This is a genomic window from Acinetobacter sp. IK40 (assembly GCF_035615075.1).
GTDB classification, from domain to species: Bacteria; Pseudomonadota; Gammaproteobacteria; order Pseudomonadales; family Moraxellaceae; genus Acinetobacter; species Acinetobacter courvalinii.
Window position 1 is genome coordinate 47,605 of record NZ_JANBOE010000005.1, and the last position, 25,038, is coordinate 72,642.

Here is a 25,038-nt window from a genome sequence, read left to right on the forward strand (position 1 = left end):
CTTTTTTATGCTGATGAAAAATGAAGAATTTACAATTCATTTACATCACGGTAATGTATACTTTTTTCTGACCATCACATCACTTTTTCATGGATCGAGATGACTGTTTATAACAAATTAAAAATTGCCATTTTAACCATAATTTCTTCGCAACATCTTTATGCCATTACACTTGATCCATTGCAAATCCAGTCTGCGCCAGGTGAATTACTGTATGCGGAAATGAGTTTTCATCAGGCCGATCTCAACTCGAAATTTGATGTCAGTCTGGCGACACCAGAGGACTTATTGATGATTGGCGCTGCACATCAGCCGCCTTCAAATCTGAACTTTTTTACACGCCGCAATAATCAGGGCGAAGGTGTCATTGTCATCACCTCTTCCCGCCCAATGACCGATGCTGAACTGAACATTATTATCAAAATACGGGAAGGCGGCGCTTCTCATTTAAAACATATACGCCAGTCCATGCGTCAGGCAGTCAAAGCACCACCGCTCAGCGCAAAAAGTAATAATGAAAAATCACTGACACCCAAATTTATCGTCAGCGAAAAAGATATAGCCTTAAACCTGCCTGAAAGTACCCGTTTCAATGTTGCAGACAGTACGGCACAACCCGGGGCTAAACAGGAAACCCTGTTAAATGCACCCTTTGCCTTACCGCCTGCATTAAAAAAACAATCTTCTTCTGAACTGGACAATGCAGCCGTAATATCAGTTGCCACGCCTGTCAATGCAGATCCCTCTGTAGCAGCACCACTTCAGCAAACAGCATCAAATATAGAGCCCAAAGCAGAGAAATTAGAGAAAGCAGCCGAAGTGACTGCTCTTAAACAGGACAATGTTCAAACAGCCCCAAGCTCTCCAGTCGCAACATCAACTATTCAGCCGGAAAATGAGTTCAAAAATACGGCATTAAAGTCGGTTGAAGATGCAGAGAAAACCAAGGCCCACTATCAGGCCAAAGAAGGTTCCACACCGGTTAAGCAAAAAGCACCTGTGCAGAATACGCCAATGCCCTCTACGGAGACTGCACAACAACATGTGGTACAACGCAATGAATCGCTATGGAGTATTGCACAACGTATTGCGGGGCAGACCCAACAACCTGTTGCTCAGGTGATGCATCAAATCAAGGCGCAGAATGAACATGCCTTTATTGGCGGCAATGCAAACCGGCTTAGACAAGGCTCACATTTGAATTTTAATGTCAGCGCCACTGCCACTCAGCAGCCTAAAAATATCAATCAGATTGCAGCCCAAACGCAGCGCCCTGCCGCGGCTAAAGCCAAATATCGCTTACAGCAGGCAGAAATGTCCTTAGTTGCTGAAAGTCATCAAGATTCAAGTACGGGAAGTGCCAAAAAAGACACATTACAACAAAAAACCAGTGCAGACTTGTCATTAAAAGTTATGACAGCACGAGAAAAAACCGTTACATTACAAAGAAACGTTACCCAGTTAGAACTGGCACTGCATCAAAAGGAACAACGTATTCAGCTGTTAAATGCCCGGCTTGCCGAATTACAGGATCAGTTGAAAGCGCAGCAGGAAACTAAAAAGCCAACACGCTAGGTAACGAGAAGATTCTCATAAATTTGCATAAAAGCGGCGCTATCTTTAAGGGGTAAAGATCATGTCAAATATCATTATCGTGCTACTGGTCATTGTGCTGGTGGTCGCGATCTTTTTAAAAAAACGTGAAAGTAATCAGGCCAATGCTGCACCAAAGAAAGGTACAGCCAAAACACCGAAAAAAACTGCCGCCAAAACCGCTTCACGTACAACACTCGTTCGGGAAGAACAGGAACTTGCCCCTCAAGTTAGCACCGCAATTTCTGAAAGCCTGCGCCAACAGCTTGAAAGAAATATTCAAATTGGTAATTTTCAAGCTGCTGAGGCACAAATCAATCAGTCTTTAAAACAAGATAACTCTCAACATGAGCTGTATCTGTTTTTACTGGAGATTCATCTCAAACAGAAAGATGATTTTGCAATTGATCAACTGATCAAACATCTGCATGCACTGAAACTTGAAGATATTGTGCAAGCCGCTGAAATCAAACATCGCGAATATCTACAAAATAAACAGCCCGATTCAATCGAATTTAACGCGACCAGTTTTCATCAGACACCGACAGCAGTTGAACCCGTCGCTCAAAACAATAGCGCTGATTTTGATGCTTTGGTGCAAACACCAGCTGCCCAGTCTTTTGATGATTTACAATCTGAATATAACGCGCCTGCAGAAGAAGCCAAAGCTGTAGAACCAGCGCCTGAAGTACAGCCCTTAGATTTCAACTTTTCGTTTGAACAAAAGCAAACGGTTGAGCCCGCCCCTGCACCTGTTGAAACACCTGAAGCAAAACAGCAGCAGCCGCTTGAGTTTTCTTTTGATCTGGATTCCACCCCAGCGCAGACTGAACAAGCCAAAGTTGAAGACACTAAACCTGAATTAGACTTTAACTTTGCGGATTTAGAAGTTGTTCCAAATCAGTCCGAAGCTAAACCGCAAAGTACAGAAACAGCACCAAGCCTTGATTTCAGTTTTGAACTGTCGCAGGAGCAAGTTGAAGAAAAAGCCCCGATTGAAAAGACTGAATTTTCATTTGACACTGTAGCACCCGCAGCTGTTGTCGAGCCTAAAGTTGAATTTACGCCAGCACCGGCTCAAGCTTCAGCAAGTCATGATCCATTGATGCAATCCTTCCCGGATTTGCAACAACTGGATGAAGCACAGTTAAATCTGGAACTGGCTGAACAGTATATTGAACTGGGCGCCTACCAATCTGCCCGTGAACTGTTAAAAAACACGTCAACATTGAATGCAGAGCAACAACAACGTTCAGAAATTTTACTGAATAAAATAGCTTCCTGAATTTGATCAGTCTAATATAAGCAGTCTCTAAGACTGCTTTTTTTATGATGAAAAAAATCGCTTTAATCTATATGGGTGGGACTTTTGGCTGTATTGGCGAACCGTTAATGCCAATGCCGGAACAGGACTTTTTACCGCTACTCGGCAAGGTAATCCCACCACATTTACAGGTCGAATGCTTCGCTGCACCCAGTATTAAAGATAGCAGCGCCTGCACAGCATCTGACTGGCTGCAACTGGTCCAACAAATCCAGCAACTCCAACTGAACGGCTTCCAGCATTTCGTGATTATTCACGGAACCGATACGCTCAGTTATGCGGCAGCCACACTGGCACGCTTCTTAGGCCATTCTTGCCATGCCATTATTACCGGCAGTCAATATCCATTACTGAATATTGAAGGCAACGATACCCGTGAATTTACCGATGCAATCGGTAATTTATACCTGGCTCTAGAGCAAGTACTGAGCCTACCAAGCGGTGTTTATCTGGCCTTTCATCAACAAATCTTCCATGCCCAAACCACGCTAAAAGCCCATACCACCGAGCTGGATGCTTTTGTCGGGATCAAGGCAGAGCAAAATTGTCAGACCACCGCCGATGCTTTTGTGATCCACAATGACCATATCGAAAAAGCAGCGCAACTGAACATACTCAATCTGATGTTACAGCCGATTGCCAAAGAACAACTGGTCACGCAGTTAAAAAATCTTGCGCTTGCGCCACCCAATTTTCTGGTTTTACAAGGTTTCGGAACAGGCAATATTGCCGTCAATGATGAAATCCTTGGGTTATTCGAAACACTTTATCAGCAGCAATGTCTGCCGATTATTAGTACACAGGTTACCTTCGGGCAGCTGGATCAGCGTTATGCCGTCAGTTCATGGATTCAATCTGCCAAAGTTTTGGTCAATGATTGCCATAGCCATGCCGATTTATATGCAAAAGCCCTGCAAATGTATTTAAAATACCCGACCCACGAACAATGGTTCGAACATTGGCAGCAACACTAATATTGAGGTGAGAACATGCAACGTTATGCAATAGGTATTGAATTTTGCGGTACTCAATACCGTGGTTGGCAAACCCAACAGGCTGGCGTTGTCACTGTACAGGAAACCATTGAAAAAGTGCTGAGTCGTATTGCCAATCAACCGATCGTGTTGCATGGCGCGGGCCGTACCGATGCCGGTGTGCATGCAACCAATATGGTGGCGCATTTTGATACCGACGCGATCCGTCCGGAACAAGGCTGGATTCGTGGGGCCAACAGTCAACTACCCAAAGATATTTCGATTCAGTGGATTAAATGCATGGATGAAAATTTCCATGCACGTTTTAAGGCGGTGGCGCGTCGTTATCGTTATGTGGTGTATAACGCCCCGACTCGCCCGGCGTTGCTGTACAAGCAAGTCACACATCTCTATCAAACGCTTGATGTCCAGAAAATGATTAAGGCTGCATCCAAGTTTGAAGGCACGCATAATTTCGAAACTTTCCGTGCGGCAGCCTGTCAGTCGAATCAACCGGTACGTCACGTCAAGCATTGCCGCCTGTTTGAGCATGGCCGCTATCTGGTACTCGACATTCAGGCAGATGGTTTTTTACATCATATGGTGCGCAACATCATGGGCTGCCTGCTTGAAATCGGTCAAGGCATGTATGACATCGACCATATCGATACCATGTTTGCTGCAGAAGACCGTACTGCTGCCGGAATTACCGCCCCTTCCGATGGTCTTTATTTTATTCAGGCCTATTATCCAGATGAGTTTGAATTACCGAAGATGCCTTTAGGCCCGCAGTGGCTCAATTTACCGGATTAATTCAAAATCCATGAATAAATAAAAAAGCCTGATCGATTTGATCAGGCTTTTTTCATTTTAAAGAAATTAACGCTGTTTACGCTTACGATATTCAACAGGGGTTTCATTGGTCCAGCGCTTAAACGCACGATAGAACGTACTTGGCTCAGAAAAACCGGTTAAATACACAATACGTTCCACACTTTCACTGGTATTCGCCAAAAGTTTTTTCGCCAGACGACAGCGATAGTCTGAAAGAATTTGCTGGAAGCTGGTATTGGCTTCACTCAATTGCGTTCTTAAGCGACGCGGCGTGATATTCAATTGTGCAGCAACCGTTTCCAGTGTCGTTTCACCACTTTCCAAGGTCGAGCCAATGGCACGGCGCACTTCACCGACCAGATCGTATCGCGCCAGTTCCTGTAATTTTTCAATCGCCAGTTGCTCATGCAATTGCAATAATTCTGGCTCAGCTTGCCACAATGGATAGTCCAGCACGGCAGCATCAAAATAAAGACGTGTTTCTTTTTGTCCTAAGCTGACCGGGCAACCATAGACCCTGAAATATTCATCATCAGCAGCACCTTCACTGAAATTAAAATCAATGTAGATTGGCTCAAACTGCCCTTCGGTAATAAATTTAAAGAAACGTAAAATACCAGACATGGCACATTCAGAAAAATGGCGATTGACCAAATTATCTGGCCAGAACTGTTCGCCATTGGTCAAATAGCAGCGGCCATCTTCAATAATCAGCTTGGCATCAAAGGCATCACTAATCAGACGCTGGTACGCCAAAGCACGCTTTAATCCTTCACCAAAAGTTTCACTACTGATAAAAAGGTGTTCAATCACCTGCCCACGGTACAAAGGCAAATGCTCGCCTAGGTGCAATCCGATATCCGGATCCTTACTCACGTCCTGTGCCGCAATCCAGAAGGCATTTTGTGCACTCAGGGGCGTTCTCGCATTGGTATCAACCTGATTTAGCGCCACGCCGGCTTTTGTTAAAATCTCTTCGGTTGGTAATCCTGCTTTACGAATTGCCTGATAACCAAAGCGCAATACAACTGATGCATCTGTTAGCTGACCCACGCAGTGCCCTTCCCTGTAGATACGTTATTATGACAATGAACAACAATTTTAGATTAACGTTGATTGACCAAACTGACAACAATATTCTGCTTATTTTGTTAAAAAAAATCCTAAATTGTCCGACAGTTTCTTTCGGTTAATATGTGACAGCCTTACCGCGACTTGATCTTGTAAATTTTAAATAAATTGACTATAATTTGCGCCTTCCCAATTTGATCATCAGGTAGGCTATGGCCAATAAAGAGGAACTCATTGAGTTCGAAGGCGTTGTCACCGAAACGCTTCCTAATACGATGTTCCGTGTACGTTTAGAAAACGGTCACGAAGTTATTGCTCACATTTCTGGTAAAATGCGTAAACACTATATTCGTATTTTGACAGGTGACAGTGTAAAAGTTGAAATGACACCTTATGATTTAACCAAGGGTCGTATCACTTATCGTGCACGCTAAGTCAGATTAGTGAATGCAAAAAAGCCACATTTGATGTGGCTTTTTTTATATCCGGGGATTTTTTTACTCACTCAGACGCGTGGTCTTACATGCGCCTGCTTCACATTCACGCAGGCGCTCTTGTAGCCAGTTGTTGCGCTCTTGGGTCATGCTTAAACGACATTGAATATTCGCCACGCTCTTCAGGTCCTCACTACACTCGACATCGCGATAACGGATCCATGCCAGTTGGGATTTCTTCAAAATTTTTTGTTGGGTTTCATTCAGGTATTTGCGTAATAGCTGATAGTTTTTATTTAAGTCCGTATCTGCACTCAGATAGACTTTATTGGTACAGAAAACATCATCATAACCATCACGTGTTTTATCACAATTATCCGCATAACTTAGTGTCGCCATCACACTACCTATCAATCCGAATATCAACCTGTGCATGAAACTTTCCACATCTTTTAACTTTCGGGCCCATCTAAGCATATTTTGACGCTGTTTAATATTACCCAAAAGTAGACAAGTTTGTACATTTTTGTCTTTATCCACGCTATGATGAGAACAGAAAGGATGCCGAATCATTCAGGAAAATAACATGGCAAATTATAAACTCTATCTGACTGCTTTCATGCTGGGCTTATCAGGATGTGCAACCCCAGGATGGCGATCCGTGCAACTGCAAGACTATTTACAGCCCTATGTGGGCCAATCCGCCGACCAGATCCAGCAGAACCTGAACTTGCGAAGTTTAGGCTTCCAGACCTTAAAACAACCCCAGCGAAGCAAAGAGAGCCTAGTGTTTACTGTGCTGCGCCCCATCAATATCCCTGTCCCCGTTGCACAGGCTTATGGAGATCCGAGTTCACCGACCAGTGGCTCGGTACGATTAGGATCGATCTCAACCAGTCAGCAATCTTATGACGTAAATTTCTATTGTCATATTATTTTCGAGCTGGATCAGCAGCAAATCGCCCGTGCTATCCGTTATGAAGGTAAGGCCTGCTAATTTCCACAATAAAAAAACGCAGCCATTGCTGCGTTTTTACTTTCAATACCGCTTAGTTCAGCGCTGAAACAACCGCTGCACCCATCGCATCCGTACCCACTTTGGTCATGCCTTCAGACATAATGTCAGCAGTACGTAAACCTTGATCCAGCACCTGACCAACGGCATCTTCAATTGCCTTAGCAGCAGCTTCTTCACGGAAGGTATAACGCAACATCATCGCAACGGACAGTACCGTCGCCAATGGATTGGCAATGTTCTGTCCTGCGATATCAGGTGCAGAGCCATGGCACGGCTCATACATGCCTTTGCCATTTTCATCTAGAGAAGCCGAAGGCAACATGCCGATTGATCCCGTCAGCATTGCTGCTTCGTCAGACAAAATATCGCCGAACAAATTACCGGTGACGATGACATCAAATTGCTTTGGTGCACGCACCAGTTGCATCGCAGCATTATCCACATACATGTGCGATAACTGGATATTTGAATAGTGGGCTTGCTGTAAATCAGTCACCGTTTGCTTCCACAACTCAGTCACTTCAAGTACGTTGGCTTTATCGACCGAACATACTTTGCCGCCGCGTAATCCCGCCAGTTCAAAAGCAACCTTAGCAATACGCTTGATTTCGCTTTCTGAGTAAACGTCAGTGTTATAACCCTGTTTCTCACCATTTTTCAGTTCACGAATACCACGCGGCTGACCAAAATAAATCCCGCCAGTTAATTCACGAACGATGAGAATATCCAGACCTGCAACAATTTCTGGCTTCAAACTCGAAGCATCGGCCAATTGCGGATACAAAATTGCTGGACGCAGGTTGGCGAATAAATTTAATTCACTACGGATTTTCAATAAACCGCGTTCAGGACGGATTGAGCGCTCGATAGTATCCCATTTAGGTCCACCCACCGCTCCCAGTAGAATGGCATCGGCTTGTTTTGCCTGTTCACTGGTCACAGCCGGATACGGCTCGCCATGTGCATCAATGGCTGAGCCACCCAGTAAACCATGTTCCCATGTCAAACCTAGATTAAATTTATCATTGACCTTGGTTAAAACCTGTTCTGCTGCAGCTACGATTTCAGGACCAATGCCATCACCCGCTAAAATTAAAATATGTTTAGACATCTACTTTTCCAGTTTTCATATAAGCAGTGTTGCCACTGCGAGCCGATTAAACCTTTTTCTCAACAAACTCGCCCAGACCTGTACTGACATCAAAAGGTCGACAGAAACGGCGAATGGTATGTTGCTCTTGCTGTAAATCTACACATAGCGGATCAGGTACAGAAACGTTGAGTAAACTGCCCGATGAGCGATGTGTTCTGTCTCGATACATTTTAAAGGTATAGCGCACATGCGGTTTGAACGCATGAATGACATGGAAAGTTTCTGCGCGATCTGGAGAAATAGGATAGAAACGAATAACCACTTCATATTGCTTGGCAGGTACACTTAAATACACCTGCTGTTTTCGGCTGAATACCGAACCATGCAATCGTACAATCCCCCGTCCCATCGCCTGCTGGCTGATCCGGTGAGTCTTTGCATCGATCACGGCAATATCTCCGATTCGTTCAAACTCACAATTCTCAACGCCCGAACAATATAAAGTTGTGTTGTCCGCCTTACTTTCCAGCATGTTCTGTGCAATACGAACCTGATCGACCACGTTCGGTGCATTTTGACACGCGGTTAAGGTCGTACCAACACATAGACACAGTAAAATACTGCGAGCGAGTCTTCTTCTCATTATTCAAGCCCAGTCCTCATGCCTTGTTAACATGGAAGCAAAAAATTAGTCGCTAGCATGTTAACAAGAGTTCAATGTCTGCGCTATGGCTATGTTAAAAATGTCCAAGACGAAGTGTAATTTCGTCCACTCAACTTAAGCCTGAATGTCCTGAAACACCCAAGGACGCGCCTGTTTGGCTTTCGCTTCATAGGCACGAATATCATCTGCAACCTGTAAGGTTAAGCCGATATCATCCAGACCATTCAATAAACAATGTTTACGGAATGGATCAACTTCAAATTTAAATGCCTGACCTGATGGTGTACGAACTTCCTGTGCATCCAGATCAATGGTTAACTGATACCCTTCGGTTTCAGCACATTCCTTAAATAACTGATCCACAATCTGTTCAGACAAGATCACAGGCAACATGCCATTTTTAAAGCAGTTATTAAAGAAAATATCGGCAAAGCTTGGTGCAATCACGGTACGGAAGCCATATTCACTCAAAGCCCAAGGCGCATGCTCACGACTTGAGCCACAACCGAAATTGGTCCGTGCCAATAAGATGCTTGAACCTTGATAACGCGGCTGGTTTAACACGAAATCAGGATTTTTTGGACGCTTGCTAATGTCCTGTCCCAAATAGCCTTCATCCAGATAGCGCAATTCATCAAATAAATTGTCGCCAAAACCTGTCCGTTTGATTGATTTCAAAAACTGTTTTGGAATAATCAAGTCGGTATCAACATTGGCACGATCTAAAGGCGCAACAATACCTTGCTCTACAGTATATTTTTCCATGACTCTGCTCCCTTAGAATGAACGAACATCAACAAAATGGCCTGCGATTGCTGCCGCAGCCGCCATTGCCGGACTCACCAAATGCGTACGTCCACCATTGCCTTGACGGCCTTCAAAGTTACGGTTTGAAGTCGAGGCACAATGCTCACCCGGTTGCAATTTATCAGCATTCATCGCTAAGCACATTGAACAACCAGGTTCACGCCATTCAAAGCCTGCTTCCAAGAAAATCTGATCCAAACCTTCCTGTTCCGCCTGCTGTTTCACCAAGCCAGAACCTGGAACGATCATGGCCTGCTTGATACTCGCAGCCACTTTACGACCTTTTACCACGTCGGCAGCTGCACGGATATCTTCAATACGTGAATTGGTACATGAACCAATAAATACGCGATCCAGCTGGATATCAGCCAAGGCCTGTCCAGCGGTTAAACCCATATATTGATAAGCACGAGTCCAGTCATTGCGTTGTACGTCATCTTTAGCTTGCTCTAAAGTCGGCACGGCTTGTGTCACCGGGATCACCATTTCTGGCGAGGTGCCCCAAGACACTTGCGGTTCAATCTCGGCACCGTTCAATACCACTACCGCATCAAATACTGCATCTTCGTCTGAATGCAAGGTATTCCAGTACTCAACCGCCTGATCCCACTGTTCACCTGTTGGGGCATAGTTACGGTCTTTGACATAGGCAATGGTTTTGTCATCAACAGCCACCATGCCCACACGTGCGCCCGCTTCAATCGCCATATTACATACCGTCATACGGCCTTCGATTGACATGTCACGGAATACCTGACCACCAAACTCGATGGCATAACCTGTACCGCCTGCAGTACCAATCTTGCCGATAATCGCCAAGACCACATCTTTAGAGGTCACCCCCTTGCCCAATACGCCATCGACACGTACCAACATGTTTTTTGATTTCTTCTGTACCAAACATTGCGTTGCCAAGACATGCTCAACTTCTGAAGTTCCGATACCATGTGCCAAGCAACCAAAGGCACCATGCGTTGCGGTATGCGAGTCACCACACACGACGGTCATACCCGGTAAAGTCAAGCCCTGCTCTGGGCCAACCACGTGGGCGATGCCTTGGCGAATGTCATTAATACCGAATTCAACGATATTAAATGTTTTACAGTTATCGTCTAACGTCTGAACCTGGATACGCGAAGTATCATCCTCAATGCCGGCAATCCCCTGTTCACGCTCTTTTTTAGAGGTCGGTACGTTATGGTCAGGCGTTGCGACATTGGCACTTAAACGCCACGGCTGGCGTCCGGCAAGTTGTAAGCCTTCAAATGCCTGAGGACTGGTAACTTCATGCAATAAATGACGATCAATATAAATCAGGCTAGAACCATCATCACGTTGTTTTACTAAATGGTCATCCCACAATTTGTCGTACAAAGTTTTGCCTGCCATGTCGTCGCTCTCCATCGTGCTTGCCATCGGACTGGGTATTTTTTCTCTTGAATTGATTATAGCAACTGCTTCACATAAATCTAATTTATCATTTTTATAAATTAACAAACTTTTTGGAATGATAAATTTCTGCCAAGTTCAAGATTGTGCTTGTTTAATAAAAAGCATGCCAAATCAATCTGATCCGGTCTTATCTTAGCGTTAATATGGTTTTTTTGATCAAATTTAAGTGAATCTTCATTCTATTTATAAAAACAATCGTCATAAATTGAAATTTCTTTTTTACAATTCAAATGATAATGATTATTATTTAATTAAATAGAGATTTATTCGGGTGACGACAATGGCCAATATCCAACAATTTGTACTCAACAATCGGCGGACTTTGAAAAAAACCTTGAGTTATTACATTATGCATATTAGTGTGGCGATGATGGTTGCCTATGTCATTACAGGGAATCTGATGATGGCAGCAACGTTGAGTTTAATCGAACCGACCGTACAAGCCTTCGCTTTTTTCTTTCATGAGAAAGTCTGGAATTATTTCTAATTCAAAAAAATTGCACATAAAACCAATTTAAAATCTCCCCCTGGATAGGCGTGTATGAACCTCGCAGCTTTTGAAGCATTTGTAAAAGTGATGGAAACCGGTTCCATTTCTATTGCAGCAGAACAATTATTTATTACCCAGCCTGCAGTGACCAAACGGATTCATAGTCTTGAAGACTACTTTGGCGTCAAGCTCTTTGAATCCGCAGGCCGGGGCATTCAACCGACCCATGCGGCACACTCACTTTTGCCCAAAGTTCAAAGCTGGCTAAATAATCTGGGAGAGATTCACCATACCTTGAGCCATGAGCAGGCGCAGGTACAAGGTCGTCTCAAGATTGGCACCAGTCACCATATCGGTTTACATCATCTGGCCGAGCCACTTAAAAACTTTGTACAGCATTTTCCCCAAGTCACTCTCGATGTGCATTTTGTCGATTCTGAACAGGCGCATGAACAGGTGCTGGCAGGTGAACTGGAACTGGCCTTTTTAACCCTACCTCCAGTTGGGGATGATCGGCTCAACTATGTCACCATCTGGAATGATCCGTTGGTATTTGTGGCCGCCCCCTTCCATCCTTTGGCACAGCAAACCCAGCTCAAGCTTGAAGACCTGATTGCTTACCCGAGCTTATTGCCAGCCGCACAAACCTATACCAGCCAGATTACCTTGGCTGAATTTGAAAAGAATAATCTCAAGCCCAAAATCACCATGAGCAACAATCCGTTAGAATCCATCCGCATGTTGGTTTCGATCGGTTTAGGCTGGTCTGTTTTGCCCAAGACACTGGTCAATCAGGATTTAAAACAACTGGATTTACAGCTGGATATGCAACGTCAGTTGGGTATGGTCTGGCATCCAGCCCGTATCCAGTCTAAGGCGGCTGAGGAGCTGATTCGGATGATGCAGGTAGAATAAAACCTGTTTACTGTTAAAAATATACACAATAAAAAAAACCTCCATGGCTAGGAGGTTTTTTATTGTCTTCAAAATAGACACCGATAAGGAGGCTTTAGATTGACCAGTCCTGAATGTCCCAAGCCTGCGCTTGCGCCAGTTTTTCTAAACGCTCATCTGGATTGACTGCAATCGCATGAGTCGCGTATTCCAGTAAGAAACGGTCATTGATCGAATCTGAATAAGCCCAAGACTCAGCCACCGTACGTCCAGCCAGCCATTGATCCAGACGGGCCAGCTTGCCTTGTTGATAACACGGGATCCCTGTTACCTTGCCTGTGTATTTACCCTCAACGACTTCAGCACTGGTGGCAATAATTTCGGTAATACCAAATTCCCGGAAAATCGGCGCGGTAATAAAATCACTGGTCGCGGTAATTCCCACAATCGCATGGCCTAGATCCTGATGCTTTTTAATCGCCTCAAATCCTTTTGGTCGCATTTGTGGACGAATGACTTTTTGCATAAACAACTGATGTAACTCAGTTAAATAGGCATTGTCATGTTGGGTAAGAAATTCAAACACAAATTCATTATAGGCAATCGGATCCAGTTGCCCTGCTTTATAGTCTTCATAAAACTTGTCATTCATTTGACGATGATGAACTGGATCAACCAACGCTTCACTGACCAGAAATTCACCCCAGGAATGGTCAGAATCGGTATTTAACAGGGTATGATCTAAATCAAACAAAGCCAATTTCATATAAATGCTCATTTAAATGCAAATTAAAGAAAAAAAACGTAAATCTATTTCCGTAAGTCACTAAAAATTCGTTAAGATCATAGCAATTTAAACATTTTACTTTGACCTTTTTCGAGTTGGACATGGAAGATAGTCTGTCCCCGAGATCAAAGTCAACGATATAGATAAAATTTAGGTAGCCAAATGATCGACTCAGAAGGTTTCCGACCCAACGTCGGGATCATTTTGGCAAACGATGATGGACAGGTTTTATGGGCAAAACGCATTGGTCACAATGCTTGGCAATTTCCACAAGGAGGGATCCAATTTGGTGAAACCCCTGAACAGGCACTTTTTCGTGAACTGAGAGAAGAAGTCGGTTTATTGCCCGAACACGTCCAGATTATAGCGCAAACAAAAGGTTGGCTGCGTTATCGTTTGCCACATCGGTACATTCGGTCAGATTCAGATCCGGTATGTATTGGACAAAAGCAAAAATGGTTTTTACTGAAGTTAACGGCCTCGCCTCATCATATTCAGTTAAACCTGTCAGACCCACCCGAGTTCGATGAATGGCAATGGGTGAGTTACTGGTACCCATTGGGTCAAGTGGTCAACTTCAAACGTGATGTTTACCGTAAAGCCATGATGGAATTATGTTTACAACTACCTCAGCGTTAATTGTCATAAAATCATCATTTTAAGCAATGATTTTTGGCAAGAGAGCTGTTATAACTAGGCCTATAACGATTCAATAAACTGGAGTAAACATCCATGTCAAACATGCAGCTCGACACCCTTAGACGCATTGTGCAAGAAATCAATGCGTCCGTCAGTTTGCATGATTCTTTGGACATTATGGTCAATCATGTGGCCGAAGCCATGCATGTGGATGTCTGCTCGATTTATTTGCTGGATGAACGCAATCGTCGCTATGTGCTGATGGCCTCCAAAGGCCTCAAACCAGAAGCCGTCGGCAATGTTTCCCTGAATATTGGTGAAGGTCTGGTTGGTCTGGTCGGGCAACGCGAAGAGATCGTGAACCTCGATAATGCGCCAAAGCATGACCGTTTCGCCTATTTACCAGAAACTGGCGAAGAACTGTTTAACTCCTTCCTTGGCGTTCCGGTGATGTATCGCCGTAAGGTAATGGGCGTACTGGTGGTTCAGAATAAGGAATCCCAGGACTTTAGCGAAGCTGCCGAATCCTTTTTAGTGACGCTATGCGCACAACTTTCTGGTGTGATCGCCCATGCCCATGCGGTTGGTAATATTGATGTATTCCGCAAGCCAAGCACTGGTTCAACCTATAAGACCTTTCAGGGCGTTTCAGGGGCCGGTGGTATTGCACTGGGCCGTGCCATCGTGCTCTACCCGCCTGCCGATCTGGCTGCCATTCCAGATCGTGAAGCAGAAGATATCAGCGAAGAACTGGATTTACTGGATCAGGCCATTGCCTCGGTTCGTCAGGAAATCCAGTCTTTAGATGAAAAAATGCAAGACTCCCTCATGTCGGAAGAACGCGCGTTATTTAGCGTGTTCTTACGCATGCTGGATGAAAATGCCTTACCCAATGAAATTAAAGACCATATTCGTGCTGGAAGCTGGGCCCAGGGCGCGGTACGTAAAGTCATCGACAAGCATGTGGCGCTATTTGCGCAAATGGAAGATGACTACCTGCGTGAACGTGTTTCTGATCTGAAAGATCTGGGCCGTCGCATTCTAGCCTGCTTGCAGGAAGCGGATTCCAGCCATCGTGAACTCAGCCCTGACAGTATTTTGATTGGTGAAGAAATCAGTACCGCCGCGTTGGTAGAATTACCAGTGGATAATATTGCGGCGATTGTCACTTCTGAAGGCGCTGCCAATTCGCATATGGTGATTGTGGCACGTGCCTTGGGCATTCCAACTGTAGTCGGTGTAACCGAGTTACCAATCACTACACTGGATGACATTGAAATGATTGTCGATGCCTATCAAGGTCGTGTCTTTGTCAATCCACCGCGTCGCTTACGCCAACGTTATAAAGAAGTCCAGAAAGAAGAAGAACAGATCGCCAAAGATCTAAAGCAATATGAAACCAAAGATGCGATCACGCCTGATGGCATCTCTATCCCGTTATTCGTCAATACCGGTTTAATGATTGATGTGGTGCGTGGCGTTCAGCGCGGTGCCAAAGGCGTAGGCTTATATCGTAGCGAGATTCCCTTCATGCTACGTGAGCGCTTCCCTGGCGAAGAAGAACAACGTGCCATCTATCGTCAGCAGCTCAGCCACTTTGCAAATAAACCGGTGATTATGCGTACCCTGGATATTGGGGCGGATAAAGACTTACCTTATTTCAGTATTGAAGAAGAAAACTCGGCGCTGGGCTGGCGTGGACTGCGTTTTACACTGGATCATCCTGAGATTTTCTCTGCGCAAATCCGTGCCATGCTCAAAGCCAGTATTGGCCTGAATAACCTGCATATCCTGCTGCCGATGGTGACCAGTGTTAGTGAAGTGGAAGAAGTGCTATATCTGCTTGAGCGTGACTGGGTAGCGGTACAGGAAGAAGAACAGGTCAAGATCACCAAGCCAAAAATCGGGATCATGGTCGAAGTTCCGAGCGTGCTACTGCAAATTGATGAGTTTGCCGAACTGGTTGATTTCTTCTCGGTGGGCTCGAACGATTTAACCCAGTACTTACTGGCGGTGGATCGTAATAATCCACATGTTGCCAACGTCTATTCGCACTTCCACCCATCGATTCTACGGGCCTTGAAACGTCTGGCTGAAGACTGCCATACCCACCAAAAGCCGGTCAGTGTCTGTGGTGAAATGGCCGGTGATCCATTGTCTGCGATTTTATTGATGGCGATGGGCTTCAACACGCTCTCGATGAGTTCCAGCAATATTTTGCGTGTCCGCAAAGCCATTTGCCATGTGCCGATGAGCGACGCCAAAAAACTGCTGGAAGATGTGCTGAAAATGAACAATCCGCTGGTGATTAAAAGCTGGCTGGAACATTATTTCAGAACCCATGGTCTTGCCGATATGGTGAAATCGAATCGACTGGTCAGTGTGTAAACAATATATACACTGCCCATAAAAAAGAGCGACTCTCTGGCAAGCGTCGCTCTTTTTTATGGATAAATCAGCTTATTTTAAATAAACCTGTTGCTTTCCTTGCCCCAGACTCACCTTCGGAAATTGACGGTCATAATCAATCGCAATCGCATCTTTACCCGTTAAATTCTTGCTGTCTGATTGCCAGGTCACATAATAGCTTACTTCGGCATCATCATGGACTTGTGGCTGAATACGCTGACGATGGTCTGCTGGAATGATAAATTCAACCCGGAAAGGTACTTGAGAGACTTGCACTGTCTTTTTCTCAATCAATGTCGCAGGCACATCGGCCATACGACTTTCCACAGCATATAAGCTGATCGTGCCCTGTTGCGGCTGCACCGCATGGTTGCCTGTTCCCACAAACTCAACGGTCAGGGCTGTCGGTTGACTGGCATTCAGTTCAGAGTTTTGCGACATGGAGCTACAACCTGTCAGTAAAGTGAAAGATAAACCAAGACCCATTACTAATTTTTTCATTGTGGTTATCTCATCAAGAAAACGCCCAACATAACATGTCCTGCATTAAAATCATGAACACTTACATATTTTCAACCCAATCCTTTGTGGCCAGTCCAGTGACGTCTTTTCCTCAACCAGTGGTATGCCGGCATGGCTTTTGGTCGCTACAGGCCGCTTTACACAACTGCAACAGGGAAAACAGCAGTTTTTCAAGTGAACCCGGGCTCTGGTTTATCTGTGCTTTTTTAGCCTTTACAACTCTTGACAGGGTTGTAAAAAATAAGAATAAAACTTATATTTTTCATAAGCTTTCTTGTTTTTTTAACAATTTTTATATCTACAAACACTCAGCTCAAGCTTAAGCTATAAACAGCTTCAATCGAATAAAGCATTTATGACATCAACTTTAATCCATTGGAAAAAAAGCTTTCATCAACCTAGAGTAAAAATACAAAGGCTGAACTGATTCATTGCAAATCTCACTTAGGCATCTAAAATTTTGATACCCAATTTGTATATGTCCCAGCGAAGCATTCATATCTTTGAACGGTCAAATGATTGAGATGACCTCACTTACAGGTCCTCTTGATGGAGATAGAACATGAGCCAAGACGAAAAAAAATGTCCTTATAGCCACCTTACCACTGATTTTGGTGCGCCAGTTGTCGATAACCAGAACAGTATGACCGCGGGTGCGCGAGGACCATTATTAGCCCAGGACTTATGGCTAAACGAAAAACTTGCCAACTTTGTCCGTGAAGTGATTCCTGAGCGCCGCATGCATGCCAAAGGTTCTGGTGCATTTGGTACTTTCACCGTTACCCATGATATTACCCAATATACCCGCGCTAAAATCTTTAGCGCAATCGGCAAAAAAACTGAAATGTTTGCCCGTTTTACCACCGTTGCCGGTGAACGCGGTGCAGCAGATGCAGAACGTGACATTCGTGGTTTTGCCCTAAAATTCTATACCGAAGAAGGTAACTGGGATATGGTCGGGAATAACACCCCGGTCTTCTTCTTGCGTGATCCACGTAAATTCCCGGATTTAAACAAAGCGGTCAAACGTGACCCAAAAACTAACCTGCGTAGTGCCACCAATAACTGGGATTTCTGGACGTTATTGCCAGAAGCATTACACCAGGTCACCATCGTCATGTCAGACCGCGGTATCCCTTCAAGCTACCGTCATATGCATGGTTTCAGTAGCCATACCTATAGTTTCATTAATGCCGCCAATGAGCGTTTCTGGGTGAAATTCCACTTCAGAACCCAACAAGGTATTCAAAATCTAACGGATGCAGAAGCAGGTGAACTGGTTGGCCAGGATCGTGAAAGTCATCAACGTGATTTATTCGATGCCATTGAACGCAAAGACTATCCAAAATGGACCCTTTTTGTTCAGGTTATGCCAGAACAAGATGCGGAAAAAGTCCCATATCATCCGTTTGATTTGACCAAAGTATGGCCACACGGCGATTATCCGTTAATTGAGGTGGGTGAATTTGAACTGAACCGTAATCCTGAAAACTTCTTCCTTGATGTAGAGCAATCTGCTTTTGCACCAAGCAATCTGGTGCCAGGCATCAGTGCTTCACCCGACCGTATGTTGCAGGCGCGTTTATTCAACTATGCCGATGCACAACGCTACCGTTTAGGTGTGAACTACCAGCAAATTCCAGTCAATGCGGCACGCTGCCCTGTACACAGTAATCACCGTGACGGTCAAGGCCGTATCGATGCCAACTATGGGGGTTTACCGCACTACGAACCAAACAGCTTTGGTCAGTGGCAAGAGCAAGCTCAGTATAAAGAGCCACCATTAAAAATTAATGGTGATGCCGATTTCTGGGATTACCGTGAAGATGACAATGATTACTTCAGTCAGCCACGTGCCTTGTTCGAACTGATGACACCAGAGCAACAAGATGCATTATTTGGCAATACAGCACGTGCCATGGGCGATGCTTTGGACTTTATCAAGTATCGTCATATCCGTAATTGCTACGCTTGCCACCCGGCCTACGGTGAAGGGGTTGCAAAAGCATTGGGCATGACCGTTGCTGATGCACAAGCTGCGCGTGAAACTGATCCGGCGCGTCATTTACCAAGCTTTCTCTAAGCCAGCAAATACTTAATAAAAAGCCATCTTCGGATGGCTTTTTTAATGCCTTTGAGGGACAATTTATTCAACACCCGATAAGAAGAATAAATATGGCAAAACCTTTACGACACCTGATTCAAAACCATAACATCATCCTGTTCGATGCGGTATGTGTACTCTGTTCAGCCTGGGCAGATTTTATGATCAAACATGATCGACGCTGCCAATTCAAACTGGTGTCGGTACAATCCAGTCTAGGGCAGCAATTGTTAAAGCATTACCATTTCCCGACCGATCATTTTGAAACCATGCTATTGCTGGAAAAAGAGCAATGTTATACAGAATCGACGGCCTTTTTGCGTATTATTCAGCGGCTGGATTTCCCTTATAGCAGCTTAAAATATGCCCGCCTTGTTCCTAAAACCCTCCGTGATTTTGCTTATCGGCGCATTGCATTAAATCGCTATGATCTGTTTGGTAAAACTGAACAATGTTATGTGGTGACTGCGGATATTCAGCAACATTTCCTTCAGGATGATGTCTTGAGATGAAGCAGCGTCACCCGACCATCCACAAGATTTTAAAATTTTGTCAGTCGATGATCGCCTTGCTTTGGATCTATCAAGGCCTAATTCCTAAACTGATTTTTCAGTCACCGACTGAACAAGCCATCTGGCAACAATTACCGATAGCTCATTTCTATATAGGATGGTTAGTCATGCTATCCGGAATCAGTGAAGTCATTTTTGGTGTTCTGTTTCTGTTCATCAAACATCCCTGTTTACACTGGCTCAGTATCGTGAGTTTGACCGGGTTATTTATTTTTATTCTATTCATTGATCCGAATCAGCTTTACCAAGCGTTTAATCCTGTGGTCATGAATATTGCACTAGCCAGTCTTTCACTGATCGCAATCTGGTGCCTGAATGCCGAGGCTGATGCTAAGCCCTTAAAAAGTGACCTTCGCGAATGCAATAGAAAGGATTGACCAGTTTCGAAGAAGATTTCATGGCATACTGCAATTCATGTTCAGGCGAATCGCGCTCTTCATCTGTCAACTGGAAGGTACGATAATGAATTGCCAGTGAGCGATGCGCATGCAAGTCTAAATGTGCCTGAAAGGCATCTTGTGGATTCATATGCACATAACGCATCAACATCCGCGGTTCATAAGCCCCGATCGGTAATAAGGCAATTCTGGCATCGCCATAGCGCTCATGGATTTGCTTGAAATGCCCTGAATAACCGGTATCCCCTGCAAAGAAACAGTGTCCGGTCTTGGCAAGCACAGAAAAACCGCCCCACAAGGCACGATTCTGATCGCGCACGCCTCGCCCGGAAGTATGTTGTGCAGGGGTATAGGCAATCTTTAACTCATCATGAAACGGAATTTCCTGCCACCAGTCCATTTCGATTACATGCAGATGTTTCGGCAGATAATAGCCATTGCCTAAACCGGTATAAATCGGCATTTCAAATTTCTGATGTAACCAATCCAGCGTTGCCAGATCCATATGGTCATAATGATTATGACTGAGCAAGACCCCGTGAATGGTCGGAAGATGTTCCAGTGCAATGCCTGCGGGACAGACACGGCGTGGTCCATTGCCCTGTTTCGGGCTGGCATATTCCGACCAGACCGGATCGGTGAGGAAATTATAAGGGCCGATTTGAATTAAAATTGTGGCGTGTCCCACAAACCAGATTTGCCAGTCATTTAAGTCGGCATGCGGTCGGTTTTGGGGCAGTTCCAGCATTTGGTTGCGTAAATTGGACTCATGAACACGATCAACATTCCAGGTATAGGACTGACGGGTCGCCAGCCACTTTAACAGCCCTTTACGATCAAACGGGGTTAACGGTTTCTGCAAATTATAGAACCGGTCTATGCCGCAATGATCAGAAGCCTCATGTGGAAACGGCGGTTTCACCCAAGTATGACTCAAGCAAGATTGTGTCGGCAATTGATAGGTTAATGTCGGCTTATCTTTCATGTACTTCTTCTGTGGTGGAATCTAATCGCATGAGGTCCATTATGTTATATCCCTGAGATTACGACGTGTTTTCAATGTTATCGCGTTTTAAATCATCATGATTTTTTGACTAGAGCGAGCACATTTCATCACAGCATAATCGGACCTTGATCCTAACATAAGGTATTCAGTTATGCTGATTTTCTAGAGCTGAGTCAACACAATTTTACTGAACTAATAAGGCTCAGTGACAATTGTAGTGAAAGGTTAAACCAGACGTTTTTGCAACACGTTTTTCTGTCTTGGATTGAAGATTCATCGGCATGACAAAATAAAAAAGCCGAACAAGTCGGCTTTTTATAGTGATGAAATCTTAAACATTGCTAAAAAAGGCAGCAAACTTTTGATAGCTCGGACGCTGCTTAATATTGTCCAGATAGCGTTCAATCGCAGGATGAGACTCAACCTCTCCCATCTTGAGCTGCCAGAACAGCATGGCAGCAACGGTCACATCCGCAGCAGTGAACTGTTTGCCACATAAATACGGATCGGCTTCACTCAGGCCCTGTACAAAGGCATTGTAGGCATCCTGATAGTCTCCATAGCCAACCGAGCCTTTCTGGTCTGGCTTGACCTCAACACCCAGCATTTTATTGGTTGAAGCCGCTTCCCAAGGCCCTGAAATAAAGAACAGCCAGCGATAATAAAGACCGCGTTTCGGATCATTGAGTACAGGCGCCAGACCTTTGTCTGCGAACTTATCTGCCAGATAGGCACAGATCGCATCCAGCTCATAGACCACAATATCATCGTCCACCAGCACAGGGACTTTGCCAAAGGGATTGATTTTTAAATATTCAGGCGCTTTCATTTCAGTTTCAAAGGCCACTTCGATGCGCTCACATTGCACGCCCAGTTCAATCAGCAACCAGTCCACTACAACGCCACGTGAGAAATTATTGGTATAAAGTTTAAGTGCCATGTTGATATGTCCTTAGTGAGTTATTCTTATTTCAATGTAATTGTCTGGATTGTCAGTTTCTGTCAGTAGTCGAACATATCTCTTGCCTCCACCATTGTTGAAATAGTTGCTGCTTGAATTGCGGATAAAGCTCCTGACTCAGGCTGAGCTGCCGGATACGATCAATCCGGAAGTGTCGAAAACTCTGTCGCAACTCGCACCATGCGGCCAGTACAATCCGATCATTAAAATAACCTAAAGCAAAAGGCCACACGGTACGGGAACTGATACGCTGCTGCTCATCAGCATAATCCACCACAATTTTAACTTGCTGACGGATGGCCAAACGCACCTGCTCTACCAGTTGTGCATCTACAGGAAGCCAGGCATTGATAGAGCGTAAGGTAGTGTGTTGAAGTAAATGTCGGCAATGTTCAGGCAATACTGCATTGAGCTTGGCCAGAACCGACGTGGAAGCTGATTTTAAAGCCAGATCAGGAATTTCACTCAACCAGTTTAAGGCCAGAAAGATGGCCTCGATCTCGGTTTCATTCAAGCTCATTGGCGGTAACAGGAAATCTTCTTTGAGCTGAAACCCCAGCCCTGCTGCCGCATCAATACTCACACCTTGGGCGCGTAATGTCTCAATGTCCCGATAGACACTGCGCTGACTAATCTGCAATCGCTCTGCCAATACCTGCGCAGTGACTGGATAGCGATATTCTCGGAGTAGTTGTAATAAATTGAGCAAACGGATCGATCGGCTCATATAGTCCCTATTGTTATTATGGATGACGGGAAAGCGAACTCTCCCCTCATTTTGTCATTTGATCTTCAGTGGATTAACTTTCGGTTAAATCAGCAACCTTGAGCAGGCTTTGTAAATAATGATGCAAGTCCTGCACATGATGGGCAATGGTTAAAGGCTGATATTGCTGTAACGTTTCAATACTGTGCACCCCATAACTGACCCCGATACGCGGCATATTCAGATTTTGCGCCATTTCCAGATCGTAACTGGTATCCCCAACCATAATCGCACGTTCAGCTGCCACATCCATCTCGGCCAGAATTTCCTGCAACATCAGTGGATCTGGCTTGGACTTGGTTTCACTCGCAGCACGGGTAATATCGAACAATGCATGACTATTGGTTTGCGCCAATACACGATCCAGGCCCTTACGGCTTTTACCGGTTGCGACCGCAAGCTTGAGACCTTGCTGCTTTAAATCCATCAATAGCTCAGCGACCCCATTAAACCAGACATCGCCTTTCGAGTTTGCCACATAATGATCGGCATAACATTGCAAAAGATCCTGATGCAAATGCGGGACTTGCGGAAACAGGATCTGCATCACTTCAGGTAAACCTAAACCAATAATGCTTTTCGCGGCTTCATCCGTCAGTGGCTGTTCGAATTGCTGCGCTGCATATTGCAAACTCGCCACAATCTGGCCCACCGAGTCGAACAGGGTGCCATCCCAATCGAAAATGACGAGTTCAATCTTCTGCTTCATTTCTGCTTTCTCAATTCGTCAATCACCTGCTGCATATCTTCAGGCATCGGAGCTTCAATCACTGGATAATTCGGAATTTCCAGACGCATGGCATGCAGGCACAAACGGCGCGCTGCCGGGCCGTTATACACCGTATTATGTCCATATTTATCGTCCCCCACCAATGGATGACCAATACTTAAACCATGTACTCGGATTTGATGAGTACGGCCTGATAAGGGTGAAGCATGAACCAAGGTGGCTGTTTTAAAACGCTCAACTACTTTCCAGTCGGTCTTACTTGGCTTACCTTCAGAAGTAACACGGACACGACGCTCGCCATTGGCCAGTTCATAACGCAATAAAGGCGCATCAATCATTTGGCGATCCAGACTGACCTGACCTTTAACAATAGCGGCATAGGTTTTCTGGATCTTATGTTCACGTAGCAGGTCCTGTAGCAATTTTAAGGTACTGCGCTTTTTACTGACCATCACCAGACCTGAGGTATCACGGTCAATCCGGTGAATCAGTTCCAGATATTTTTTGCCTGTGGCCGCACGTAATGCTTCAATCAGGCCATAGGCCACACCACTGCCGCCATGCACGGCAATTCCCGAAGGCTTATTGATTACCAGCAAGCCTTCATCTTCATACACCACTCGGCTCAACAGGCTTTGCGCGACGCTATCGCTGACAGGTGCAGCCGTTTCATCCTTCTGTTCATAACGGATTGGTGCGACACGAATCTGGTCGCCAATGTTCAAACGTGTTTCTGCTTTTATTCTTTTTTTGTTTACGCGTACTTGTCCTTCACGAATCAAACGGTAGATGCGACTTTTTGGAACACCTTTTAATCGGGTAAATAAAAAATTATCTATTCGCTGCCCGTCTTGATGCTCATCCACGTCAAACCAAGTGACACTTTGCCATTGTTGTGTAGAATTCATACGCTCGATTAATCCAAGATTTGCTAAATATGATTAAAAAATGATCATTTAGCTAAGTTATTTCACAAGAAACCTAAACTTAGCCCATAGGCAGATGCTGCAAGGTTTGGTATATTCAGCGCACGGATACCACCGTAAGTGAGCATCAAATCAGAAATTTTATTTAGATAAAATTTTAAATCGATGAGATATTCACCAATAACTCGGATAGGTCCTAAAGAATTATGCCGACGCCGAAGGCTTATTATATCGGCAAAATGGCAAACTGTTGCGTTTAATTGTGCATCAGCACATACAGTTTGTTCAGAAAAAATATGTCGCCAGCAATTTGCTGGTTATTAAACGTAAACTGATCCACATCAGACAATTTGCTCCCTGATGTCGCATTCAGGCTAAAGCGTTGATGCATTGGAACTGCCAAGCAGAGATACGATGATCATTCCGTATCAAGACTTCCAGATGGATCGACTTCAATGCTTAATGACAGTGAAAGTCACCATCCAATGCACCGCTCACCCGCCAGTGAAGCGTACAGGAAACTTTGATTATGTCGGATCTAGTGATATTTCACAGATGTCAGACATGCCA

At 44.7% G+C, this 25,038-nt stretch carries 26 protein-coding genes; 13 read left to right on the top strand and 13 right to left on the bottom strand.

Features of this window, described 5'->3' with window-relative positions; all coding sequences use genetic code 11:
- Positions 1-99 precede the first annotated feature (99 nt).
- From MSG93_RS10150 to truA, 4 genes are all read left to right on the top strand, one after another.
- Positions 100-1,575: a FimV domain-containing protein gene (locus MSG93_RS10150; protein WP_324621623.1), complete on the top strand. Its 1,476-nt coding sequence runs from the start codon at positions 100-102 to the stop codon at positions 1,573-1,575.
- Between the two features lie 61 nt (positions 1,576-1,636).
- Positions 1,637-2,878, top strand: a complete 1,242-nt coding sequence (locus MSG93_RS10155; RefSeq protein WP_324621624.1) for a FimV domain-containing protein — start codon at positions 1,637-1,639, stop codon at positions 2,876-2,878.
- Positions 2,879-2,922: 44 nt separating this feature from the next.
- Entirely contained in the window at positions 2,923-3,891 is a 969-nt protein-coding gene (locus MSG93_RS10160) for an asparaginase domain-containing protein (protein WP_324621625.1), read from the top strand.
- A gap of 15 nt (positions 3,892-3,906) precedes the next feature.
- Positions 3,907-4,704 carry a tRNA pseudouridine(38-40) synthase TruA gene (gene truA / locus MSG93_RS10165; RefSeq protein WP_324621626.1) on the top strand — a complete coding sequence of 266 codons (798 nt, stop codon included), beginning with the start codon at positions 3,907-3,909 and terminating at the stop codon, positions 4,702-4,704.
- Positions 4,705-4,770: 66 nt separating this feature from the next.
- On the opposite strand, the gene MSG93_RS10170 is transcribed toward truA, so the two are convergent.
- Complete coding sequence (locus MSG93_RS10170; protein WP_005226611.1) at positions 4,771-5,778, bottom strand: AraC family transcriptional regulator; 1,008 nt, start codon at positions 5,776-5,778, stop codon at positions 4,771-4,773.
- Between the two features lie 230 nt (positions 5,779-6,008).
- On the opposite strand from MSG93_RS10170, the gene infA reads away from it, so the two are divergent.
- A complete protein-coding gene (gene infA, locus MSG93_RS10175; protein WP_001284370.1) occupies positions 6,009-6,230 on the top strand; it encodes a translation initiation factor IF-1 in 222 nt (73 codons plus the stop codon).
- A 63-nt stretch (positions 6,231-6,293) separates the two neighbouring features.
- Here infA and MSG93_RS10180 read toward each other — a convergent pair whose 3' ends face one another.
- Positions 6,294-6,665, bottom strand: a complete 372-nt coding sequence (locus MSG93_RS10180; protein ID WP_032876205.1) for a lysozyme inhibitor LprI family protein — start codon at positions 6,663-6,665, stop codon at positions 6,294-6,296.
- Between the two features lie 151 nt (positions 6,666-6,816).
- Here MSG93_RS10180 and MSG93_RS10185 point away from each other — a divergent pair, with 151 nt between their 5' ends.
- Positions 6,817-7,227 (top strand): hypothetical protein, encoded by a 411-nt coding sequence (locus tag MSG93_RS10185; protein WP_005280678.1) that lies wholly within the window; start codon positions 6,817-6,819, stop codon positions 7,225-7,227.
- A gap of 52 nt (positions 7,228-7,279) precedes the next feature.
- Here MSG93_RS10185 and leuB read toward each other — a convergent pair whose 3' ends face one another.
- The 4 genes from leuB to leuC form a co-directional block, all read right to left on the bottom strand.
- Positions 7,280-8,359, bottom strand: a complete 1,080-nt coding sequence (gene leuB / locus MSG93_RS10190) for a 3-isopropylmalate dehydrogenase (RefSeq protein WP_324621746.1) — start codon at positions 8,357-8,359, stop codon at positions 7,280-7,282.
- Positions 8,360-8,405: 46 nt separating this feature from the next.
- Positions 8,406-8,984: a hypothetical protein gene (locus tag MSG93_RS10195; RefSeq protein WP_005226601.1), complete on the bottom strand. Its 579-nt coding sequence runs from the start codon at positions 8,982-8,984 to the stop codon at positions 8,406-8,408.
- Positions 8,985-9,119: 135 nt separating this feature from the next.
- Entirely contained in the window at positions 9,120-9,770 is a 651-nt protein-coding gene (gene leuD, locus MSG93_RS10200) for a 3-isopropylmalate dehydratase small subunit (protein WP_324621749.1), read from the bottom strand.
- Positions 9,771-9,782: 12 nt separating this feature from the next.
- Complete coding sequence (gene leuC, locus MSG93_RS10205) at positions 9,783-11,201, bottom strand: 3-isopropylmalate dehydratase large subunit (RefSeq protein WP_004774237.1); 1,419 nt, start codon at positions 11,199-11,201, stop codon at positions 9,783-9,785.
- Between the two features lie 343 nt (positions 11,202-11,544).
- Here leuC and MSG93_RS10210 point away from each other — a divergent pair, with 343 nt between their 5' ends.
- Positions 11,545-11,751 (top strand): DUF2061 domain-containing protein, encoded by a 207-nt coding sequence (locus tag MSG93_RS10210; protein ID WP_005226599.1) that lies wholly within the window; start codon positions 11,545-11,547, stop codon positions 11,749-11,751.
- A 54-nt stretch (positions 11,752-11,805) separates the two neighbouring features.
- A complete protein-coding gene (locus tag MSG93_RS10215) occupies positions 11,806-12,669 on the top strand; it encodes a LysR family transcriptional regulator (protein ID WP_279696362.1) in 864 nt (287 codons plus the stop codon).
- A 94-nt stretch (positions 12,670-12,763) separates the two neighbouring features.
- Here MSG93_RS10215 and MSG93_RS10220 read toward each other — a convergent pair whose 3' ends face one another.
- Positions 12,764-13,414 (bottom strand): HAD family hydrolase, encoded by a 651-nt coding sequence (locus MSG93_RS10220; RefSeq protein ID WP_324621750.1) that lies wholly within the window; start codon positions 13,412-13,414, stop codon positions 12,764-12,766.
- A 183-nt stretch (positions 13,415-13,597) separates the two neighbouring features.
- On the opposite strand from MSG93_RS10220, the gene MSG93_RS10225 reads away from it, so the two are divergent.
- Positions 13,598-14,074 (top strand): RNA pyrophosphohydrolase, encoded by a 477-nt coding sequence (locus MSG93_RS10225; protein ID WP_004656060.1) that lies wholly within the window; start codon positions 13,598-13,600, stop codon positions 14,072-14,074.
- 93 nt (positions 14,075-14,167) lie between these two features.
- A complete protein-coding gene (gene ptsP / locus MSG93_RS10230; RefSeq protein ID WP_005226596.1) occupies positions 14,168-16,462 on the top strand; it encodes a phosphoenolpyruvate--protein phosphotransferase in 2,295 nt (764 codons plus the stop codon).
- Between the two features lie 72 nt (positions 16,463-16,534).
- Here the strand turns inward: ptsP and MSG93_RS10235 are convergent, their stop codons facing one another.
- Complete coding sequence (locus MSG93_RS10235) at positions 16,535-16,984, bottom strand: hypothetical protein (RefSeq protein ID WP_324621751.1); 450 nt, start codon at positions 16,982-16,984, stop codon at positions 16,535-16,537.
- A gap of 583 nt (positions 16,985-17,567) precedes the next feature.
- On the opposite strand from MSG93_RS10235, the gene MSG93_RS10240 reads away from it, so the two are divergent.
- The 3 genes from MSG93_RS10240 (at position 17,568) to MSG93_RS10250 (ending at position 20,058) form a co-directional block, all read left to right on the top strand.
- Positions 17,568-19,088, top strand: a complete 1,521-nt coding sequence (locus MSG93_RS10240) for a catalase (RefSeq protein WP_324621752.1) — start codon at positions 17,568-17,570, stop codon at positions 19,086-19,088.
- Positions 19,089-19,180: 92 nt separating this feature from the next.
- Positions 19,181-19,621, top strand: a complete 441-nt coding sequence (locus MSG93_RS10245) for a thiol-disulfide oxidoreductase DCC family protein (RefSeq protein ID WP_324621753.1) — start codon at positions 19,181-19,183, stop codon at positions 19,619-19,621.
- Positions 19,618-20,058, top strand: a complete 441-nt coding sequence (locus tag MSG93_RS10250; protein WP_324621754.1) for a DoxX-like family protein — start codon at positions 19,618-19,620, stop codon at positions 20,056-20,058. Before MSG93_RS10245 ends, MSG93_RS10250 begins: the two co-directional genes overlap by 4 nt.
- On the opposite strand, the gene MSG93_RS10255 is transcribed toward MSG93_RS10250, so the two are convergent.
- The 5 genes from MSG93_RS10255 to MSG93_RS10275 form a co-directional block, all read right to left on the bottom strand.
- Positions 20,012-21,064 (bottom strand): MBL fold metallo-hydrolase, encoded by a 1,053-nt coding sequence (locus MSG93_RS10255; protein WP_324621756.1) that lies wholly within the window; start codon positions 21,062-21,064, stop codon positions 20,012-20,014. The two genes, MSG93_RS10250 and MSG93_RS10255, sit on opposite strands and share 47 nt — an antisense overlap.
- Positions 21,065-21,416: 352 nt before the next feature.
- The gene (locus MSG93_RS10260) at positions 21,417-22,025 is read right to left on the bottom strand and encodes a glutathione S-transferase family protein (protein WP_312050453.1); all 609 of its coding nucleotides are present in this window, start codon (positions 22,023-22,025) and stop codon (positions 21,417-21,419) included.
- A 52-nt stretch (positions 22,026-22,077) separates the two neighbouring features.
- Entirely contained in the window at positions 22,078-22,773 is a 696-nt protein-coding gene (locus tag MSG93_RS10265; RefSeq protein ID WP_324621759.1) for a YafY family protein, read from the bottom strand.
- Positions 22,774-22,846: 73 nt separating this feature from the next.
- Positions 22,847-23,521: an HAD-IA family hydrolase gene (locus tag MSG93_RS10270; protein ID WP_262766536.1), complete on the bottom strand. Its 675-nt coding sequence runs from the start codon at positions 23,519-23,521 to the stop codon at positions 22,847-22,849.
- The gene (locus tag MSG93_RS10275; RefSeq protein ID WP_005226581.1) at positions 23,518-24,450 is read right to left on the bottom strand and encodes an RluA family pseudouridine synthase; all 933 of its coding nucleotides are present in this window, start codon (positions 24,448-24,450) and stop codon (positions 23,518-23,520) included. Before MSG93_RS10275 ends, MSG93_RS10270 begins: the two co-directional genes overlap by 4 nt.
- Positions 24,451-25,038: the final 588 nt, after the last annotated feature.

Coding starts and splice junctions, on each gene's coding strand:
- MSG93_RS10150 (WP_324621623.1), top strand. CDS start 100: ATGACTGTTTATAACAAATTAAAAATTGCCATTTTAACCATAATTTCT.
- MSG93_RS10155 (WP_324621624.1), top strand. CDS start 1,637: ATGTCAAATATCATTATCGTGCTACTGGTCATTGTGCTGGTGGTCGCG.
- MSG93_RS10160 (WP_324621625.1), top strand. CDS start 2,923: ATGATGAAAAAAATCGCTTTAATCTATATGGGTGGGACTTTTGGCTGT.
- truA (WP_324621626.1), top strand. CDS start 3,907: ATGCAACGTTATGCAATAGGTATTGAATTTTGCGGTACTCAATACCGT.
- infA (WP_001284370.1), top strand. CDS start 6,009: ATGGCCAATAAAGAGGAACTCATTGAGTTCGAAGGCGTTGTCACCGAA.
- MSG93_RS10180 (WP_032876205.1), bottom strand. CDS start 6,665: ATGCACAGGTTGATATTCGGATTGATAGGTAGTGTGATGGCGACACTA.
- MSG93_RS10185 (WP_005280678.1), top strand. CDS start 6,817: ATGGCAAATTATAAACTCTATCTGACTGCTTTCATGCTGGGCTTATCA.
- leuB (WP_324621746.1), bottom strand. CDS start 8,359: ATGTCTAAACATATTTTAATTTTAGCGGGTGATGGCATTGGTCCTGAA.
- MSG93_RS10195 (WP_005226601.1), bottom strand. CDS start 8,984: ATGAGAAGAAGACTCGCTCGCAGTATTTTACTGTGTCTATGTGTTGGT.
- leuD (WP_324621749.1), bottom strand. CDS start 9,770: ATGGAAAAATATACTGTAGAGCAAGGTATTGTTGCGCCTTTAGATCGT.
- leuC (WP_004774237.1), bottom strand. CDS start 11,201: ATGGCAGGCAAAACTTTGTACGACAAATTGTGGGATGACCATTTAGTA.
- MSG93_RS10210 (WP_005226599.1), top strand. CDS start 11,545: ATGGCCAATATCCAACAATTTGTACTCAACAATCGGCGGACTTTGAAA.
- MSG93_RS10215 (WP_279696362.1), top strand. CDS start 11,806: ATGAACCTCGCAGCTTTTGAAGCATTTGTAAAAGTGATGGAAACCGGT.
- MSG93_RS10220 (WP_324621750.1), bottom strand. CDS start 13,414: ATGAAATTGGCTTTGTTTGATTTAGATCATACCCTGTTAAATACCGAT.
- MSG93_RS10225 (WP_004656060.1), top strand. CDS start 13,598: ATGATCGACTCAGAAGGTTTCCGACCCAACGTCGGGATCATTTTGGCA.
- ptsP (WP_005226596.1), top strand. CDS start 14,168: ATGTCAAACATGCAGCTCGACACCCTTAGACGCATTGTGCAAGAAATC.
- MSG93_RS10235 (WP_324621751.1), bottom strand. CDS start 16,984: ATGAAAAAATTAGTAATGGGTCTTGGTTTATCTTTCACTTTACTGACA.
- MSG93_RS10240 (WP_324621752.1), top strand. CDS start 17,568: ATGAGCCAAGACGAAAAAAAATGTCCTTATAGCCACCTTACCACTGAT.
- MSG93_RS10245 (WP_324621753.1), top strand. CDS start 19,181: ATGGCAAAACCTTTACGACACCTGATTCAAAACCATAACATCATCCTG.
- MSG93_RS10250 (WP_324621754.1), top strand. CDS start 19,618: ATGAAGCAGCGTCACCCGACCATCCACAAGATTTTAAAATTTTGTCAG.
- MSG93_RS10255 (WP_324621756.1), bottom strand. CDS start 21,064: ATGAAAGATAAGCCGACATTAACCTATCAATTGCCGACACAATCTTGC.
- MSG93_RS10260 (WP_312050453.1), bottom strand. CDS start 22,025: ATGGCACTTAAACTTTATACCAATAATTTCTCACGTGGCGTTGTAGTG.
- MSG93_RS10265 (WP_324621759.1), bottom strand. CDS start 22,773: ATGAGCCGATCGATCCGTTTGCTCAATTTATTACAACTACTCCGAGAA.
- MSG93_RS10270 (WP_262766536.1), bottom strand. CDS start 23,521: ATGAAGCAGAAGATTGAACTCGTCATTTTCGATTGGGATGGCACCCTG.
- MSG93_RS10275 (WP_005226581.1), bottom strand. CDS start 24,450: ATGAATTCTACACAACAATGGCAAAGTGTCACTTGGTTTGACGTGGAT.